The organism is Streptomyces sp. NPDC001634 (genome assembly GCF_040298185.1).
Classification (GTDB): Bacteria; Actinomycetota; Actinomycetes; order Streptomycetales; family Streptomycetaceae; genus Streptomyces.
In genome coordinates this window covers 1-15,749 of record NZ_JBEOZU010000028.1, presented here as the reverse complement: position 1 = coordinate 15,749, position 15,749 = coordinate 1, and the positions used below count along the sequence as shown (strand labels likewise).

Below are 15,749 nucleotides of genomic sequence, written 5' to 3'. Positions count from 1 at the left end.
CGCTACGCCTCCCCGTACCCAGCCGGCAGGTGGATCATCTTGTGCTCCAGGAACTCGCCGTACCCCTCTGGCCCGAATTCGCGCCCCAGGCCGGAGTTCTTGTAGCCGCCGAAGGGACCGAGCATGTCGAGGCTGAAGGTGTTCACCGAGTACGTGCCGGTGCGCACCCGCCTGGCGATCTCGATGCCGTGCTCGACGTCCGCCGTCCACACGCTGCCGCTCAGCCCGTAGTCGGAGTCGTTCGCGATCTTCACGGCCTCGGTCTCGTCGCCGTACGGGAGCAGACAGATCACGGGCCCGAAGATCTCCTCGCGCGCGATGCGCATGGTGTTGTCGACGTCGCCGAAGAGGGTCGGCTCCACATACCAGCCGCGGTCCAGGCCGGGCGGACGCCCACCGCCGGTGAGGATCTTGGCACCCTCCTCCTGGCCGATGCGGATGTAGTCGAGGTTGCGCCGCTGCTGGCGCCTGGCCACCAGCGGGCCGACCTGGGTCGCCGGGTCCAGCGGGTCGCCGACCACGAGGGCGCCCGCCGCCGCGGCGAAGGCATCGGCGAACTCGTCGTAGCGCGAGCGCGGCACGAGGATGCGGGTCTGGGCGACACACGCCTGGCCGTTGTTCATCCAGGCGGCCGGGACGATCCCCGGCACGGTCGTCGCCACGTCCGCGTCCGGCAGCACCACGGCCGCCGACTTGCCGCCCAGCTCCAGCGTCACCCGCGTCAGGTTCCGGGACGCGACCTCCATCACGCGCTTGCCGGCCGCGACCGAACCGGTGAAGGACACCTTGTCGACGCCGGGGTGCCCGACGAGATACTCGCTCACCTCGCGGTCGGCGGGCAGGATCGACAGCACACCCTCCGGCAGCCCGGCCTCGCGGGTGATCTCGCCGAGGATGTACGCGTCCAGCGGTGACTCGGGCGACGGCTTGAGCACGACCGTACAGCCGGTGAGCAGCGCGGGCGCGAGCTTGGCCGCGGCCACGAACTGCGGCACGTTCCACGGCACGACGGCCGCCACGACCCCGACCGGCTCACGCCGCACGAGGATCTTCCCGAGGACGCCGTCACGCCGCTCCTCGTAAGTGCTGTGCTTCCCCGGGGGGCGACCCCCGGAACCCCCGAAGGTCCGGGCGACCGTGATCGCCGCGTCCCACACCATCATCGCGCCGAGCGCCTGCGCGAGGACGCTCCACGAGTACGGGGAGCCGTTCTCGGAGGAGATCACACGGGCGATCTCCTCGTGCCGTACCGCGATCGCGTCCTTGATCCGGGTGACGACCTCGATCCGCTCGTCGAGCGTCATCCGAGGCCAGGGCCCCTCGTCGAAGGCGCGGCGCGCGACGGCGACGGCCCGGTCGACGTCCTCCCGCGAGGCGTGCGGGACCCGCCCGATGACCGCCTCCGTGTGCGGCGAGACCACCTCGATGACGTCCTTGCCCAGGGGGTCGGTCAACTCCCCGCCGATGAACAGCTGTCCGTGTTCCACGAGCTCGGTCATGGCCGACCGCCTCCCCGGGCGTTCTCGAACTTCTCTCGAATTTCTGACGATCCATCAGGTTTCACGGATACCGAAACTGATACCAGTTCCGGCCTACGGAGTCCACGGCCGGGACGCGGGCCCGACAGGGAAGGTCGACCCGGGCTACCGTGGAAACGTGTTCTAGTTATAGTGGGCCCGGAGACGGCGATTGGGGAGCCCATGGCGCAGACGGCCGATCACGGTGGGGGCGTACGTTCCCTCAGGGTTCCCATTCCTGACAATCCTCTCGGCCACACGCTGGTGTACGTCGTCGACACCGACCGCGGTCCGGTGCTGGTCGACACCGGCTGGGACGATCCGGACTCCTGGGACGCCCTCACCGAGGGACTGGCGGAGTGCGGCACGTCGGCCGCCGAGATCCATGGCGTGGTCATCACCCACCACCACCCCGACCACCACGGTCTGTCCGGCAAGGTGCGCGAGGCCTCCGGTTCGTGGATCGCGATGCACGCGGCGGACGGCGCGATCGTACGACGGACCCGGGAGACCCGCCCCGAGCGGTGGTTCGCCTACATGGCTGCCAAGCTGGCGGCCGCGGGCGCGCCGGAGGAGCACCTGGCGCCCCTGCGCACCCCCCGTCCCCTGCCCGGCTTCTCCCCCGCGCTCCCCGACCGCGAGATCGTCCCCGGCGAACTCCTCGACCTCCCCGGCCGCCGCCTGCGCGCGATCTGGACCCCGGGGCACACGCCCGGCCATGTGTGCCTCCATCTGGAAGAGGAGCACCCCTGCGGCCTCCCGGGCCACGGCCGCCTGTTCTCCGGCGACCATCTGCTCCCGGAGATCACCCCGCACATCGGCCTGTACGAGGACCCGGACGACACGACCGTGACCGACCCTCTGGGCGACTACCTCGACTCCCTTGAGCGCGTCGGCCGCCTCGGGCCCGCCGAGGTGCTCCCGGCCCACCAGCACGCGTTCACCGACGCACCGGCCCGCGTACGGGAGTTGCTGGCCCACCACGAGGCCCGGCTGGCCGGTCTGCTGACCCTGCTGACCACCCCGCTCACCCCCTGGCAGCTCGCCGAGCGGATGGAGTGGAACCGCCCCTGGGAGCAGATCTCCTACGGCTCACGGCACATCGCGGTCTCCGAGGCCGAGGCCCATCTGCGCCGGCTGGTGAAGCTGGGGCGGGCGGAGGCGGTGACGGGCAGCGACCCGGTGGCGTACGTGGCCGTGTAAAACGTTGGCGCCCCGCGATCGCGCGCTGCTACAACGCCTTATGGACCCCTTGGAGCAACTCCTCGCCGAGCGTGCCTGCGAGCGCGTCGTCCTCGACTTCGTCCACCGCCTCGACCTGGGCGAACCCTCGTCCGTGGCCGAGCTGTTCACCCAGGACGGCATCTGGGAGTGGCCTGCGCCCGGGGACTGTCGGCGGTCCGAGGGAAGGGAACAGCTGCGGAAGTACTTCGGTTCCCGGCCGGCGGACCGGCTCTCGCGCCGGATCATGTCCAACATCCGCGTCACGGTCACCTCGGCGGACACGGCCGAGGCCACGTCGTACTTCACGACCTACCGCGTCGACGGCTATACGGGGGGCATGGTCCCGCCCGGCGCCCCGGTCCAGGTCGGCCATTACCAGGACGCGTTCCGCAAGGTGGACGGCACCTGGCTGCTCGCCTCCCGCGCCCTCTTCCTCCCGTTCGGCGGCCCGACGACCCGGCTGCCCGGCTAGTGCCGGGGCAGGCACTAGCTCCCGATCAGCCCGCGTATCAAGTGCTCCGCCTCGCCGAGGAGTTCGACCTCCCGTGCGGTCATGGTCGGGTTCGCCGCGCGGCGGGCGCGGGCCTCCAGCAGCCCCTCCTCCGTGAGAGCCGACGCGCCCCGCTGTCCCGCGAGCATCGCGGCCAGCAGGGCGCGTACGCCGTCCACCCGGGGTTCGCCGGCCACGGCGGCCTGGGCGAGGATCACCGCGGACATGCCCCAGTCGAGGCCCGGCGCGCCCTCCTCGGCATTGGCCCAGTCGATGACCTTCGGGCCGTCGGCGGTCATGATCACGTTCTGCGGGTGGAGGTCGAGGTGGAGGACGCGGACGCCCGGGTCGGCGGAGCGGCGGGCGGGCAGCGCATGCAGCTCGCGCAGGAGCCGCGCGAGCATCGCCCCGGCCTCCTCGGGACCGAACCGCCCCTCCAGGAGTGACTCCAGCATCGTCGGCCCCGGCAGCCGCTGCATGACGAGGTCGCTGCGCGTCGCGGCCCGCACACCGGGCACGGGGTAGCCGTGTCCGCGGACATGGTCCATGACCACCGCCTCGGCGGCCGCGTCCCCGTACGAGTCCCGGTAGCGCCGCAGCACCCAGGTCTCGTCGATCTCGTACACATCGGCCGTGCGCCCCGACCCGAGCAGTCTCCCCGTCCGCATGACCGGACCCTATCGGGGCCGGGCCCTCGTGCCGGTCGACACGATTTCGGGGCTGCCCTCGGTAAGGCTGTTTGGTGCATTCTGTCGCTGCCCGAACGACCACAAAGGGGGGCGGCGGTGGACGACGCGTTGCGGATAAGCGTGCTGGGTGAGGTACGGGCCACGGTACGGGAGCGGGCCGTGGATCTCGGAGGACGCCGGCAGCGGGCGGTGCTGGCCCGGCTGGTGGTGGCCGACGGAGGAGCCGTGTCCGCCGACCGGCTGATGGAGGCCGTGTGGCCGACGACGCCTCCGCCGAGCGCCCCCGGGGCCCTGCAGGCGTACATCTCTCGTCTGAGACGCGGACTGGAACCGGGCAGCACGGCCAGGAACCGCAGCGGCGTCATCGTCCGCGACGGTGTCGGCTACGCCCTGCGCATACCGGACGAGGCGGTCGACGCCCGGCGGTTCGAGCGGGCGCTGCAGCACGCGGCGACACTGACCGGCCCCACCGAGGCTGCCCTGGTGCTCGGCGGCGCGCTGGCGCTGTGGCGTGGCACTGCCTTCGCCGAATACGCGGCCGAGCCATGGGCGCGCGCGGAGGCGTCCCGGCTGGCCGAACTGCACGAGGTGGCCCGTGAGCGGCTGCTGGCGGCCCGGCTGGACAGCGAGGAGAGCGCCGTACTCGTCCCCGAGGCCGAGGCGCTGGTCGCCCAGGACCGGCTGCGTGAGGAGCGCTGGCGGCTGCTGGCGCTGGCCCTGTACCGCTCGCACCGCCAGGCCGACGCGCTGGGCGCGCTGCGGCGTGCCCGGCAGACGCTGGCCGAGGAGCTGGGAGCCGAACCGGGCGCCGCGCTGCGGGCCCTGGAAGCCGATGTGCTGGCCCAGTCGCCCGCCCTGGACCGGACGGACCGGTCGCCGCTGTCCGCCCCGGCCGCCGCCGTCGCCGCCCGCCCCAACGCCGATGCGCTGGTGGACCGGGGCCCGCAACTGGCCGAGCTGGACGAGCGCGTGACCGGCGCGCTCAAGGGCAATGCCGGGGTCGTACTGGTGGAGGGGCCGGCCGGGATCGGCAAGAGCCGCTTGCTGAACGAGGCCCGCCAACTGGCGGCGGACCGCGGGATGCTGACCCTGACCGCCCGTGGCAGCCGCCGTGAGAAGGACTACGGTTTCGGCGCGGTACGCCAGCTGCTGGAGAATCTGGTCGCCAGGCGCGGCGACGAACTGCTCACCGGTGCCGCCGCCCCGGCCGCGGTGGTCTTCGACCACGGTGACCCCACCGCACCGCCCACCGCGGTCCCCCAGGGCTTCGCCGTCCTCCGCGGCCTCCACCAGCTGATCGTGCGGCTCGCCACAGAACAGCCGCTGCTGCTGGCCGTCGACGACCTGCAGTGGTGCGACACCGGCTCGCTGCGCTTCCTCGCCCATCTCGCCCGCAATCTGCGCGGACTGCCCGTGCTGGTCGCCGTCACCCTGCGCACCGGAGAACCCCACCACCACGGGCCCCTGCCGCCCGAACTCACCGAGGCGCCTCCGGCCTTCAGGGTCCGGCCCACTCCGCTCACCGTCGCCGGCGTCACCGACATGGTCGGCCGGGTGCTCGGCGAGGACCCGCACGAGGACTTCGCCGCGGCCTGCCACCGAGCCACCTCGGGCAACCCGCTGCTGCTGCGCCAGCTGCTGCGCGCCCTGCGCTCGGGCGGAGTCCGGCCGCACGCCGCACGGGCCGCCACCGTCACCGACGTGGGGTCCCGCGCCGTCTCCCAACTCGTCCTCAGCCGCCTGGGCCAACTGCCCGACCTGGCCATGGCGGTGGCGCGGGCCGTGGCCGTACTCGGCGACGGCGCGGCGCTACGGGACGTGGCCACCGTCATGGAGGTGTCGGAGAACGACGTGGCGGACGCCCTGGCCCCCCTGGTGCGGGCCGAGATCATCCGCGACCGGTATCCGCTCGGCTTCGTACATCCGCTCGTCGGTGACGCCGTCTACCGTGATCTCGCGCCGGGCGAAAGGCAGTTGCGCCATGAGCGGGCCGCCCGTGCCCTGCACGCGGCCGGCGCGCCGCCGCAGCAGATCGCCGCCCATCTGCTGCTCACGCCCCAACGGGGCGACCTGTGGGTGGTGGACCTGCTGCGTACGGCGGCCCGTGAGGCCATCGGCCGTGGCGCCGCCGATGCCGCCGTCACCTATCTCACCCGGGCCCTGAACGAGGCGACGGGCCCCGAGCGGCGGCCCGATGTGCTCCTGGAACTCGGCCGTGCCGAAACACTCGGCAACGGCCCCGCCGCCGTGGAGCATCTGAGCCAGGCCTACGAGACCCTGCCCGACCCGGCCCGCCGGGCCACCGCCGCGCTCGCTCTCGCCCGCACCCTGGTCTTCGCCGGAGGACCCGGGCAGGCCACCGCGTTCGCCCGGCGCGCGGCGGCGGAACTGCCCGCCGAGTTCACCGACGAGCGGCAGGGACTGCTCGCGCTGGAGCGGACCAGCGGCTTCATGCACGGCCTGGACCCGCAGCTGTGGCGCTCCGAGGAGACCCCGGCGATCAGCGGCGACGGCCCCGGTGCCCGGATGCTCGCCGCCAACCTGGCCCGGGAGTGCGCCTATGACGGCAGTGACCGCGTCCGGGCGGTCGAACTCGGCCGGTTCGCCGTCGCCGACGACGTGCTGCTGGACGCCGGCGAGGAGATGCTCTGGTACACGGCCGTGATCGTGCTGCACCTGGCCGACGAGGAGGTCGGCGGCCTGTGGGACGCGCAACTGGCCCGTGCCCTGCAGCGCGGCTCGCTGTTCTCCGTCCTCGCGACCAACCTGTGGCGGGGCTTCAGCCAGTGGAACCACGGTGATCTGCGCGCGGCCCGTGTGTCGCTGGCCACCGCCATCGAGCACTCCGAGACCTGGGGCCTGGCGCCGGGCGCCCCCCAGGGCCGGACCTTCATGACGGGGCTGTTGCTGGACCTGGGCGATGTGGAAGGGGCACGCGCCTGCCTGGAACGGATGCGCAACTATGTCACCGGCACCGAGGGCACCCGGCTGCTCGGGGAGAGCGAGGCCAGGGTGCTGATGGCGGAGGGGCGCCACGAGGAGGCACTGGCCGGCCTGGACGGCGTACGGCACCTTCAGCCGCCGGTCGGCAACCCGGCCTGGTGGCCATGGGGACCGCTGCGGGTGCAGGCCCTGGCAGGTCTCGGAGAGCGGGCCGAGGCGGAGAAACTCGCCGAGGAGCAGCTGCGGGTGGCCCGGGGCTGGGGCGCGCCGAGCACCCACGGCCGCGCCCTGCGGATGCTCGGGGAGCTGCGGGGCGCCGACGGCGTGCCGCAGTTGAAGGAGGCGGTCACGCTGCTGGCCTCCGGCCCGGCACGGCTGGAACACGCTCGGGCCCTGTACGCCCTGGCCGTGCACGGCCCCGTGGCGGAGGCCGGTGCGGCGCTGCGTGCGGCCCGCGCCATCGCCGGGGAGTGCGGGGCCGAGGGGCTGCTGCGGTCGATCGCCGAGTGCGAGGGTCAGCGGTAGCGGCAGGTGAGGATCAGCGGCAGCGGTAGGTGAAGGTCGCGGAGGCGGTGACCGGGTCGGGCGACAGCACCTCAAGGGTCGCGGTGGCCCGCATCGTGCCATGACCGTTGAAGGTCCAGCGCAGTACGACGTCGGGGTGCCGGGTGCCTCGGGCGATCTGCTGGTGGAGGGTGTCCGAGACGGTGCCGTCGCTGCGCTTCCAGCGGTAACTGACGTCGCCCGCACGGCCGTTGGTGCGCAGGGTGCCGGTGATCGCGGCGGTGCCGTCGCAGCCCGGGCCGCCGGGGTCGGTATGGACACTGGCCCCGGTCACCGCGAGCGGCGGCCCGTAGCGCTGCCAGGCCAGGTAGCCAAGTACCGCGATCAGCACGGCCAGCGGGAGCAGCCAGCCGCCCAGCAGACGGCCCCGCCGACGCCGACGACGACGCTCGTCGCCGGGCGGCGGACCCTCCGGGCGGGCGGTGCCGTGCCAGACCTCGGCGGCCGACCCGGCGGTGGCACCGGTCCGGACCGCGGCGGGCACACCGGGGCCGAAACGGATCTCCGGTCCGGTCACTGCCGTCGTCGGTACGACTTCGGGGACACCGTGTTCCGGCAGGCGAAGCGTGACCGCGGGCTCCTGGGCCGTGGCTGGGTCGTCCAGCCGTACGGTGTCGAGCTGGTCGGGGTGCGGGAGCCGTACGGTGCTCTCGTCGGTGACCTCGGTGACCTCGGTGATCGCGGAGCCGTCCTGCGGGTCGGTGTCGGCTGGGGACGGCAGCGCGAAGTGCCGCCTGGGGTCCTGGGGTGCCGTCATGGAGGCCTCTTGGGTGCGGGTCCTGTTGTGCGGAGTCTTGTTGTGCGGCGTCTCAGCGGATCGGGTTGCAGCTGCTGGGCGCGGTGATGGTGGCGATGGAGCCGTTGCCGGAGTCGGCCGCCGGGCTGGTCGTCACCTTGACTCCCAGGTACGGGTACGGGTCCGGGGTGCTGAAGGTGTGGGTGTAGCGGCCCGAGACCTGTGTCTGCCCCTTGGGCAGCGTGATCGACTGGGTGCCGTCGGTCGGCCCCGCCTGACCGGCCGACGTGCTGTCGAACCAGGTGAGGGTCATGGTGCCGTCGGCGGCGCCGTTGGTCTTCACGGTGACCGAGACCACCATGGCGCAGCCCGAGCCGAACGGCCCGCTGGCCTGGATCGTCACGGAGGCCACGTCGAGCTGCGGAGGCGCGGTGGTGACGGGGGCGGTGGTGGACGGTGCGCCACCGCCCCCGCCGGAGGTGCCCCCGCCGGAAGAGCCCGAGGAGCCGCCCGAGGTGCTGCCGCCTGTGCCGCCGCCCGTCGAGCCGCCGGAAGAACCGCTGGAGGAACCGCCGCCGGAGCCGCCCGTGCCGGCGTCCGCGCCGGAGGGCGCCGACGCGGAGGGGGAAACGGACGCCGACGCGGAGGCGTCGGCCGAAGTGCTCGCCTTCGCCGAGACGGACGCCGACGCGGACGCGGTGGCGGAACCCGTGTCCGTGGGCGACTGACCGGAGGGCCCGGCCGAGGACGGGAACCCGGCGGGGCTCGACGCGCCGCCCGTGGTCCGGGAGCCGCCCCGGGCGTCGGACGGTTTGCCGGTCGCGACCGCGGTCAGCGTGAGCGCACCGGCGAGCAGCGCCCCCGCCGTGGCCCCGGCCAGCACCTTGCCGCGGACCTTGCCGTGGTGCTTCAGCGACAGCCGTCTACGGGCGCCGGAGCCAGAACCCGGTCCGGACGTCCCGAGCGTGGTCTCGGCCAGCGCGGTCGTGCCCGAGGCGCCGGGCTCGGACAGCGGGAACAGCAGCGGTAGCAGGGCCGCAAGGGCGGCGAGCTTGCGCCGGCCGCGTTCCTCCCAGTCGTCGCCGTACGCGGCCGTGGCCACCGCCTCCAGTTCGGCGACGAACCCGGCGGCGGTGGCCGGGCGTTCCTCGGGCGTCTTGGCGAGGCCACTGCGGATCAGCGGCCGCACCGCCTCCGGGGCGAGCTCGTCCGGGATGGGCGCCTCCATGTGCTGGATCGCCAGCTCCATGGCGGTCGTCCCGGAATACGGCTTGGCGCCGGTGAGGCATTCGAAGAACGTGGCGGTCGCCGCGTACACGTCCGAGGCCGGACTGGCCGGCCGGCCGGTCCACTGCTCGGGCGCCATGTACACCGGGGTGCCGACCAGTTCTCCGCCCTTCTGGCCGCTGGGCACGGCGATACCGAAGTCCACCAGCTTGGACGAACCGTCCCCGGCGACCAGGACGTTGTCGGGTTTGTAGTCCCGGTGCACCACCCCCGCCGCATGCGCGGCGGCCAGGCCGAGCAGCGAGCCCTTGAGCACGGTGAGAGCCGCCTCGGGCCCGGTGGCGCCCTCCTCCCGCAGCAGCGCCCGCAGCGGGACGCCGTCGACCAGCTCCATCACGATCGCGGCGCCCTGCGGGGTCTCCACGTACTCGTACAGCTGGACCACATGCGGTGAGCCGAGGGTGCCCAGCAGCCTGGCCTCGGTGCGGAATCCGGCCAGGAACCGTTCGTCATCGCACAGCCGGTCGGAGAGGTACTTGATGGCGACCGGCGTCCCGGTCGCATCCTGCGTGGCGAGCACCACCCGTCCGCTGCCTCCCGAACCCAGCTCCCGTACGGCGGTGTAACCGCCGACCGTCCACTCGGGCACTCCCACCGTTCCCCTTCTTCCTGTTCCGCCTGTTTCGCATGACGTCATGACGTAATCAAGTAATCACGTAATGGCGTAATGACGTGCGAGCGGACGAGGCCACCCGCACGGTGAATCACGGTGAATGCTGCGCCACCCCGCTTGCAGCTCACTTGCAAGTGAGCTGCAAGCGGGGTGGCGCACTCTGGCCGCGTTGAACCGGTGGGCGCCGGCCGGAGGGGGATCGGCGCCCCCACCGCAAGGGGGAACAGATGCAAGGAACGCGTACCGGCTGGGCCGTCGCCGCGCTGGCCGTCACGCTCACTACGGCAGGCTGCGGGTCGTCGGGCTCCGCGGCCCCGGCCTCGTCGTCGCAGTCGTCATCGGCCGCGAAGCCGGCGTCCACCGGGTCGGCCGCGCCCGCCGCGGTGGCCGGCGGCTGTGGCTCGTACACGGCGGGCAAGAACGGCGTCGTACGGACCTTCTGCGAGGGCCCGGCCCAGGCCAAGGTCACCGTCGGCGGCCGCGACTACGTGCTCAAGGGCGGCACCTGCGAGGCAAGCGGCGGACTGTGGTCGGTGAACATCGGTGTCGTGATCGACGCCACCCACAAGGGCGCGCCGCCCGACTACTTCGGCGCCAACCTCCCCTTGAAGGGTGGCGCGTTCTCCGGAGCCGACATGGATGTGAACGTCGGCGGCAAGGGATATCCGCTCAAGGCCTCGGGCACGGTCTCCTCCGACCGCAGGAGCGGTACCTTCAGCGGCAAGCAGATCCTCGGGGATGCCACGGTCACCGGCAGCTTCACCTGCTGAGCAGCGGGGCCGACGGGCGGACGGCGTCGGCGACGATCGGGTGGACAAAACCCAGCGGGTACTGGTCGCGTATCACCTCTGCCCGTACCAGCGGGGCCATGGCCTCGGCGGCGGCGCTCTCGGACAGGCCGGTGAGCTGTGCGACGGCGGGCAGTTCGGCGCCGTCACCGAGGACGGCGATGGCCCGTGCCACGGTGGCCGAGGCCGGGGGGAGCTCTGCCAGGCGCGCCAGGACCAGGCCGGACACGGCACGCGGGCCCAGCTCGGTCACCGTCCCGACCTGGTCCGCGTGCGGGCGTACGCCCGCGGCGCGCAGGGCGCGCAGCAGCAGGTGCAGCAGCAGCGGATTGCCCGCCGTGGTGCGGTGGCAGGTCCCGGTGAACGTGTCGTCGGCGGCTTCGCCGAGTCTTCGGTGCACCAGGGCGGCGACGGAGCCGGCACCGAGCGGCTCCGGGTGGATGCGTACGGCGGCCGGGTCCTGGGCCAGTTCGGTGAGCGCGGCGTCCGGGTCGGGCTCGCCGGTCCGTACGGTGGCGGCGACGAGGACCGGCAGTCCGTCGAGGCGGCGGGCGAGGTAAGCGAGGAAGTGCCGGGAAGCGGTGTCGCACCACTGCAGGTCGTCGACGCAGAGCAGGACCGGGCGTTCGGCGGCCAGCGTCACGACGATGCGGTACAGGCCGCTCAGCACCGTGAACCCGTCCGGGCCGGGGCCCCCGCCGTCCGGGTGTCGGCCGAAGACACCGGCCGCCGGAGCCGCCGGGCCGGCCGGCAGCCGGTCACCCGACCTGGCCACGGCATCCTCCAGCAGCCGGCGCACGGCGCCGAATCCGTGCTCCATCTCACGCCTGCTGCCGCGTGTATGCAGTACGAGGACGCCGTGGTCGTCGGCGAGCCGCCGCAGCTCGGCCAGCAGACGGCTCTTGCCGATGCCCGCCGGGCCCTCGATCAGCACAAGGCCCGATTCGCCGGCGAGCAGCCCGGTGACGCAGTCGCGCAGGTCGGCGAGTTCCCGGTCGCGGTCGAGAAGGTCCTCGGGGGCGGCCGGACAGGGCAGGGCGGGGTGCGGCGGCAGGGCCGCGGGCGGTGCGGGGGCCGGGCGGTCGGCCTCAGGCGGCATCAGGGCGGGAGACCGGGCCAGCACATCGGCCTCCAGGGCGAGCAGCGCGGGACCGGGATCGATGCCCAGGTCCCGGGCCAGCAGCGCCCTGGCCCGCCGCAGGGCGCCCAGCGCGTCGCTCTGGCGGTGCGACCGGTAGAGGGCGAGCGCCAGCAGCCGCCAGCGTTCCTCCCGCAGCGGGTCCTGGGCGACCAGCGACTCGGCCTCCGGGACCAGCAGGGCGTTCTCCCCGCAGTCCAGGCGTGCCGCCAGCAGCCGTTCCCGGGCCACCTCGCGCAGCTCGGCCAGGCGGGCCGCCTCGGGTGCCACCCAGGGCCGGTCCGCGTACTCGGCGAGCAGCGGCCCCTGCCACAGTGCGAGCGCACCCCGCAGGGTCGCGGCCGCCCGCGCGGGGTCGGTGAGCGTGGCGGCGTGCCCTATCGCCCGCTCGAACCGCCAGGCGTCGACCGCGTCGCCGACGAGCCGGAGGGCGTAGCCGGAGCCCTCGCGAACGATGAAGCCGTTACGGTTCTTGGCCGCCCGGTCCGGCTCCAGCCTGCGCCGCAGATGCGAGACATAGGCATGCAGCGCGCTCAGTGCGCTCGGTGGCGGTGCCTGGTCCCACACCGAGTCGATCAGCTGGTCGGTGCTGACGATACGGCCGCGCGCGAGCACCAGCACGGCCAGTACCGCGCGCTGCCGCCGGCCACCCAGGTCCAGGGGCGCGCCCCGGCCGGTGGCGGTGAGCCCGCCGAGGATGCCGATCCGCAACTCCTGCTCTCCGGCCTCCGGTTCGTCCGCCATGCCGTCGCTCCGCCCGTGCGCTACGAGTCCCCTTCACACGGTGTCGTGGACCGCATGACCGCATGCGTCCGCTTCCGTGCGGGACTGCGTTGAGGACGAAGTATTGCCGGATTCCGGTTCCGCCGCGCGGCAAGCAGGGTTCAGCAGGCCACCGGCGCCCACAGCCTCACGATGCGCGCCGCTCTTGCAGCCGGCTTGCGCGGCGACTTGAGGAAGGCGCGGTCGAAGGGCAGTGGCGTGCGACGCCGGTCACATTCCAACTGCCGCGCATGCGGCGCAGGTCACACCGTCCGATATCTGCCCGTATAACCCCTATAGGCATTCCGTGACCTAAACCGTGACGAGCCCCACGTGACCACGGTCACTTACGACCCGGGGTCGTAGATCGAATCCAGTGACATGCACTCGTCGATATGGCCCCTGACCTGGGGATTGAGAGCCAGATCACACAGGCGGCTTTCAGTGCGGATGCGACCACAACTAGTAAAAGGGGTCATTGCGGACAGATCCGGCGGCTGCTTATCTGGTTCTCGTCGCAAGGCGCCGACGAGCCCACCCGGGCCGCGGCGCCAGTGCATGCCCCTCCACCTCGCGTGGTTCCGACATGTGCGTGACGCCCTTGTCCCCAACGAAAAGGTTTCTCTGTGTCCGTCTCCTTCATCCGCCGCATCGCTTCCCCGAAGAAGGCCATCGCCGCTGCCGCTCTGGCCGCCGCTTCGACCGGCATGGTTCTGACCTCGGCCCCCGCCCAGGCCGCCACGCCCGCCGCCACGCCTTCTTCCGCCCAGGCGGTTGCGCACCAGATGATTCCGGACGCCACGCAGTACGAAGCGTTCAACAAGATCGTCAGCCACGAGAGCGGCTGGAACCCCCAGGCCACCAACAGCTCCTCCGGCGCCTACGGCCTGGTCCAGGCCCTGCCGGGCTCCAAGATGGCCTCTGCCGGTTCCGACTGGAAGACCAACCCCGCCACCCAGATCAAGTGGGGTCTGAACTACATGAACTCCCGCTACGGCAGCCCTGCCGCGGCGTGGAACTTCTGGTCGACCCACCACTGGTACTGATCCGGCCGGTCTGACGCGACTGCGCAGGCGGCGGTCCCCGAATCCGGGGCCGCCGCCTTCGGCGTATCCGGAGTGCCGCGACGGCGGCGATTCCCCGCCCGGCCTGCCAACTGGTGTGCTTTTCCTGGCATCAGCGGGTGTCATCACTCATGCCCCGACGCTACGGACGCGCCGTTCGCCCGGACATCCGAGAGTCCCCCGCGTCCATGGTGGACTTGGGTGCACCGCACCCGTCCCGCTGACCGGAGGCGACATGACGACGACGGAGACGACCGACGCGCAGGAGCACGACCCGGACGCGCGGGGACTGCGCCTGGTGCCGGTGCTCCTGGCGCTGACCGTGGTCAGCGGGATCGTCGACGCGGTGAGTTATCTGGGGCTCGGGCATGTCTTCACGGCAAACATGACGGGCAACGTGGTCGTGCTCGGCTTCGCCGCCGCCGGGGCACCGGGCTTCTCGGCGCCGCACTCGCTCGTCTCGCTGGGGTCGTTCCTGCTGGGGGCGGTGGTGGGCGGGCGCCTGAGCAGACGGCACGCCGACGGCTCGCGACGCACCTGGACCCGGGTGACGCTCGTGGCCGAGGCCGTGCTGCTGGGCGCGTCGGCGGCGGTCGCCTTCGCCGCCCCGGGCGCCACCGGCACGGTGTACACGCTGATCGCGGTCACGGCCTTCGCGATGGGCCTGCGCAACGCGACGGTGCAGAAGCTGGGGGTACGCGACCTCACCACAACCGTGCTGACGATGACCCTGACGGGACTGGCCGCCGACTCCCGCCTCGGCGGCGGCGCGGGCACCCGGTCCCCCCGCCGCACGGCCTCGCTCCTGGCGATGCTGGGGGGCGCCGTGCTCGGCGGCTGGCTGGTCCTTCACCACGGCCTGGGCATCCCGCTGCTGATCACGGCGCTGACGTCGGGGGTGTTGGCGGTGACGGCGTCGGGACGGGAATGACGTTCGTTCGTCCGCCTCCTCCTGCCGACGCTCCGGGCGGGTGGGTGCACGAATGGTCCGGCCTCGCCGCCGGGTACGACACGGAGGGTCGCCATGATCTGTCCTACCTCGCCTACGGCTGGGCCAAGTTCCCGGTCTTGGCCGACAAGGGCAAGCGGACGGCCCTGACCCGGCAGATCGAGCAGTACGAGCGCGCCGCGCCCGGCTTCCCGGTGCCCTTCGAACGGCACGTGCTCGACCTCCCCCACCAGGGCGGCACCACGCCGGTCGCTGTCCACCTGCTCGGCCCGTCGGGTCGCCCGGTGCTGGTCGCCAGTGGTGGGCTGGACTCCTGGAAGATGGATCTGCACCCGCTGCTGGTCCAGTTGGTACTGCACGGCGGGGTCCGGGTCATGGCCTTCGACCACGCGGGCACCGGCGAGTCGCAGGTGCCGATGACCGCCGCCGGCGGCTTCGAGATCGTCCAGGGCCTGATCGAACACGCCCGCACCATCGGCAACGGCAAGGTAGGTCACTTCGGCTTCTCCATGGGGGGCTACTACGCCGCCCACTCCGGCCTGACCGGCGCGGTCGACGCGGCACGACTTCCGCGACACCCGTAACCTGCGGGCCACCTCCGGCGGCCGCACCCCTTGCTCGAACATCTCCGCGGCCTCGAAGCGCACCGCCTGACGCTTCGCCCGCCCCACGGCGGTCAGGCCGCCGCCATCCGCATACCGCATGATGACGACGTACCACCACCAGCGCCCGCCGTCACCCCCGCCTTTCAACCTCAGCGGCAACTACTGCCGTCAGACATCCAAGAGGCCCCACCGGAAACGAGTCCGATGGGGCCTCCGCCTGCCTGCTAAGAGGTCGTTTTCTCCCGTTGTTTCATCCCGTGATGCGGATTTGATCCGGTGATGTCGGGTCGCGCCAGGAGATGGTGGCTTCGCCGGTGAGGCGGCGGGCCATCAGGTCGGTCATGGCTAGGTGGATCATGGCTTCGGAGCGGGCCGGTAGG

12 protein-coding genes and 2 pseudogenes are annotated in these 15,749 nt (G+C 72.6%); 7 read left to right on the top strand and 7 right to left on the bottom strand.

All coding sequences use genetic code 11. The features are described 5' to 3' along the window. Positions 1–2 precede the first annotated feature (2 nt). The gene (locus tag ABT186_RS20210; RefSeq protein WP_351228032.1) at positions 3–1,499 is read right to left on the bottom strand and encodes an aldehyde dehydrogenase; all 1,497 of its coding nucleotides are present in this window, start codon (positions 1,497–1,499) and stop codon (positions 3–5) included. A 201-nt stretch (positions 1,500–1,700) separates the two neighbouring features. On the opposite strand from ABT186_RS20210, the gene ABT186_RS20205 reads away from it, so the two are divergent. Beyond that, the gene (locus tag ABT186_RS20205; protein WP_351228034.1) at positions 1,701–2,720 is read left to right on the top strand and encodes a Strvi_7410 family MBL fold metallo-hydrolase; all 1,020 of its coding nucleotides are present in this window, start codon (positions 1,701–1,703) and stop codon (positions 2,718–2,720) included. Between the two features lie 40 nt (positions 2,721–2,760). After that, the gene (locus ABT186_RS20200; RefSeq protein ID WP_351926127.1) at positions 2,761–3,213 is read left to right on the top strand and encodes a nuclear transport factor 2 family protein; all 453 of its coding nucleotides are present in this window, start codon (positions 2,761–2,763) and stop codon (positions 3,211–3,213) included. 14 nt (positions 3,214–3,227) lie between these two features. On the opposite strand, the gene ABT186_RS20195 is transcribed toward ABT186_RS20200, so the two are convergent. After that, positions 3,228–3,899 carry a phosphotransferase gene (locus tag ABT186_RS20195; protein WP_351926126.1) on the bottom strand — a complete coding sequence of 224 codons (672 nt, stop codon included), beginning with the start codon at positions 3,897–3,899 and terminating at the stop codon, positions 3,228–3,230. Positions 3,900–4,016: 117 nt separating this feature from the next. Here ABT186_RS20195 and ABT186_RS20190 point away from each other — a divergent pair, with 117 nt between their 5' ends. Further along, entirely contained in the window at positions 4,017–7,388 is a 3,372-nt protein-coding gene (locus ABT186_RS20190; RefSeq protein WP_351926125.1) for an ATP-binding protein, read from the top strand. A 13-nt stretch (positions 7,389–7,401) separates the two neighbouring features. Here ABT186_RS20190 and ABT186_RS20185 read toward each other — a convergent pair whose 3' ends face one another. Together ABT186_RS20185 and ABT186_RS20180 are read right to left on the bottom strand one after the other, a co-directional pair. Then, on the bottom strand, positions 7,402–8,184 hold the full coding sequence (locus ABT186_RS20185; RefSeq protein ID WP_351228042.1) for a hypothetical protein: 783 nt from the start codon (positions 8,182–8,184) through the stop codon (positions 7,402–7,404). A gap of 52 nt (positions 8,185–8,236) precedes the next feature. Then, positions 8,237–10,045, bottom strand: a complete 1,809-nt coding sequence (locus tag ABT186_RS20180; protein WP_351228044.1) for a serine/threonine-protein kinase — start codon at positions 10,043–10,045, stop codon at positions 8,237–8,239. 245 nt (positions 10,046–10,290) lie between these two features. On the opposite strand from ABT186_RS20180, the gene ABT186_RS20175 reads away from it, so the two are divergent. Then, positions 10,291–10,833: a hypothetical protein gene (locus ABT186_RS20175; RefSeq protein ID WP_351225529.1), complete on the top strand. Its 543-nt coding sequence runs from the start codon at positions 10,291–10,293 to the stop codon at positions 10,831–10,833. Here the strand turns inward: ABT186_RS20175 and ABT186_RS20170 are convergent. Further along, positions 10,823–12,733 (bottom strand): ATP-binding protein, encoded by a 1,911-nt coding sequence (locus ABT186_RS20170; protein ID WP_351225527.1) that lies wholly within the window; start codon positions 12,731–12,733, stop codon positions 10,823–10,825. The two genes, ABT186_RS20175 and ABT186_RS20170, sit on opposite strands and share 11 nt — an antisense overlap. A 644-nt stretch (positions 12,734–13,377) precedes the next feature. Here ABT186_RS20170 and ABT186_RS20165 point away from each other — a divergent pair. From ABT186_RS20165 to ABT186_RS20155, 3 genes are all read left to right on the top strand, one after another. Continuing rightward, entirely contained in the window at positions 13,378–13,797 is a 420-nt protein-coding gene (locus ABT186_RS20165; RefSeq protein WP_351225525.1) for an aggregation-promoting factor C-terminal-like domain-containing protein, read from the top strand. 253 nt (positions 13,798–14,050) lie between these two features. Continuing rightward, positions 14,051–14,746, top strand: coding sequence for a YoaK family protein (locus tag ABT186_RS20160; protein ID WP_351926124.1), 696 nt, complete (start codon positions 14,051–14,053; stop codon positions 14,744–14,746). 44 nt (positions 14,747–14,790) lie between these two features. Continuing rightward, positions 14,791–15,348 carry an alpha/beta fold hydrolase gene (locus ABT186_RS20155; protein ID WP_351926123.1) on the top strand — a complete coding sequence of 186 codons (558 nt, stop codon included), beginning with the start codon at positions 14,791–14,793 and terminating at the stop codon, positions 15,346–15,348. Here the strand turns inward: ABT186_RS20155 and ABT186_RS47995 are convergent. Together ABT186_RS47995 and ABT186_RS20150 are read right to left on the bottom strand one after the other, a co-directional pair. Next, positions 15,328–15,468: pseudogene (locus ABT186_RS47995) on the bottom strand (IS630 family transposase); the annotation flags it as partial. The gene ABT186_RS20155 and the pseudogene ABT186_RS47995 overlap by 21 nt on opposite strands. Before the next feature lie 151 nt (positions 15,469–15,619). After that, positions 15,620–15,749 (bottom strand): annotated as a pseudogene (locus tag ABT186_RS20150) (IS5 family transposase); the annotation flags it as partial.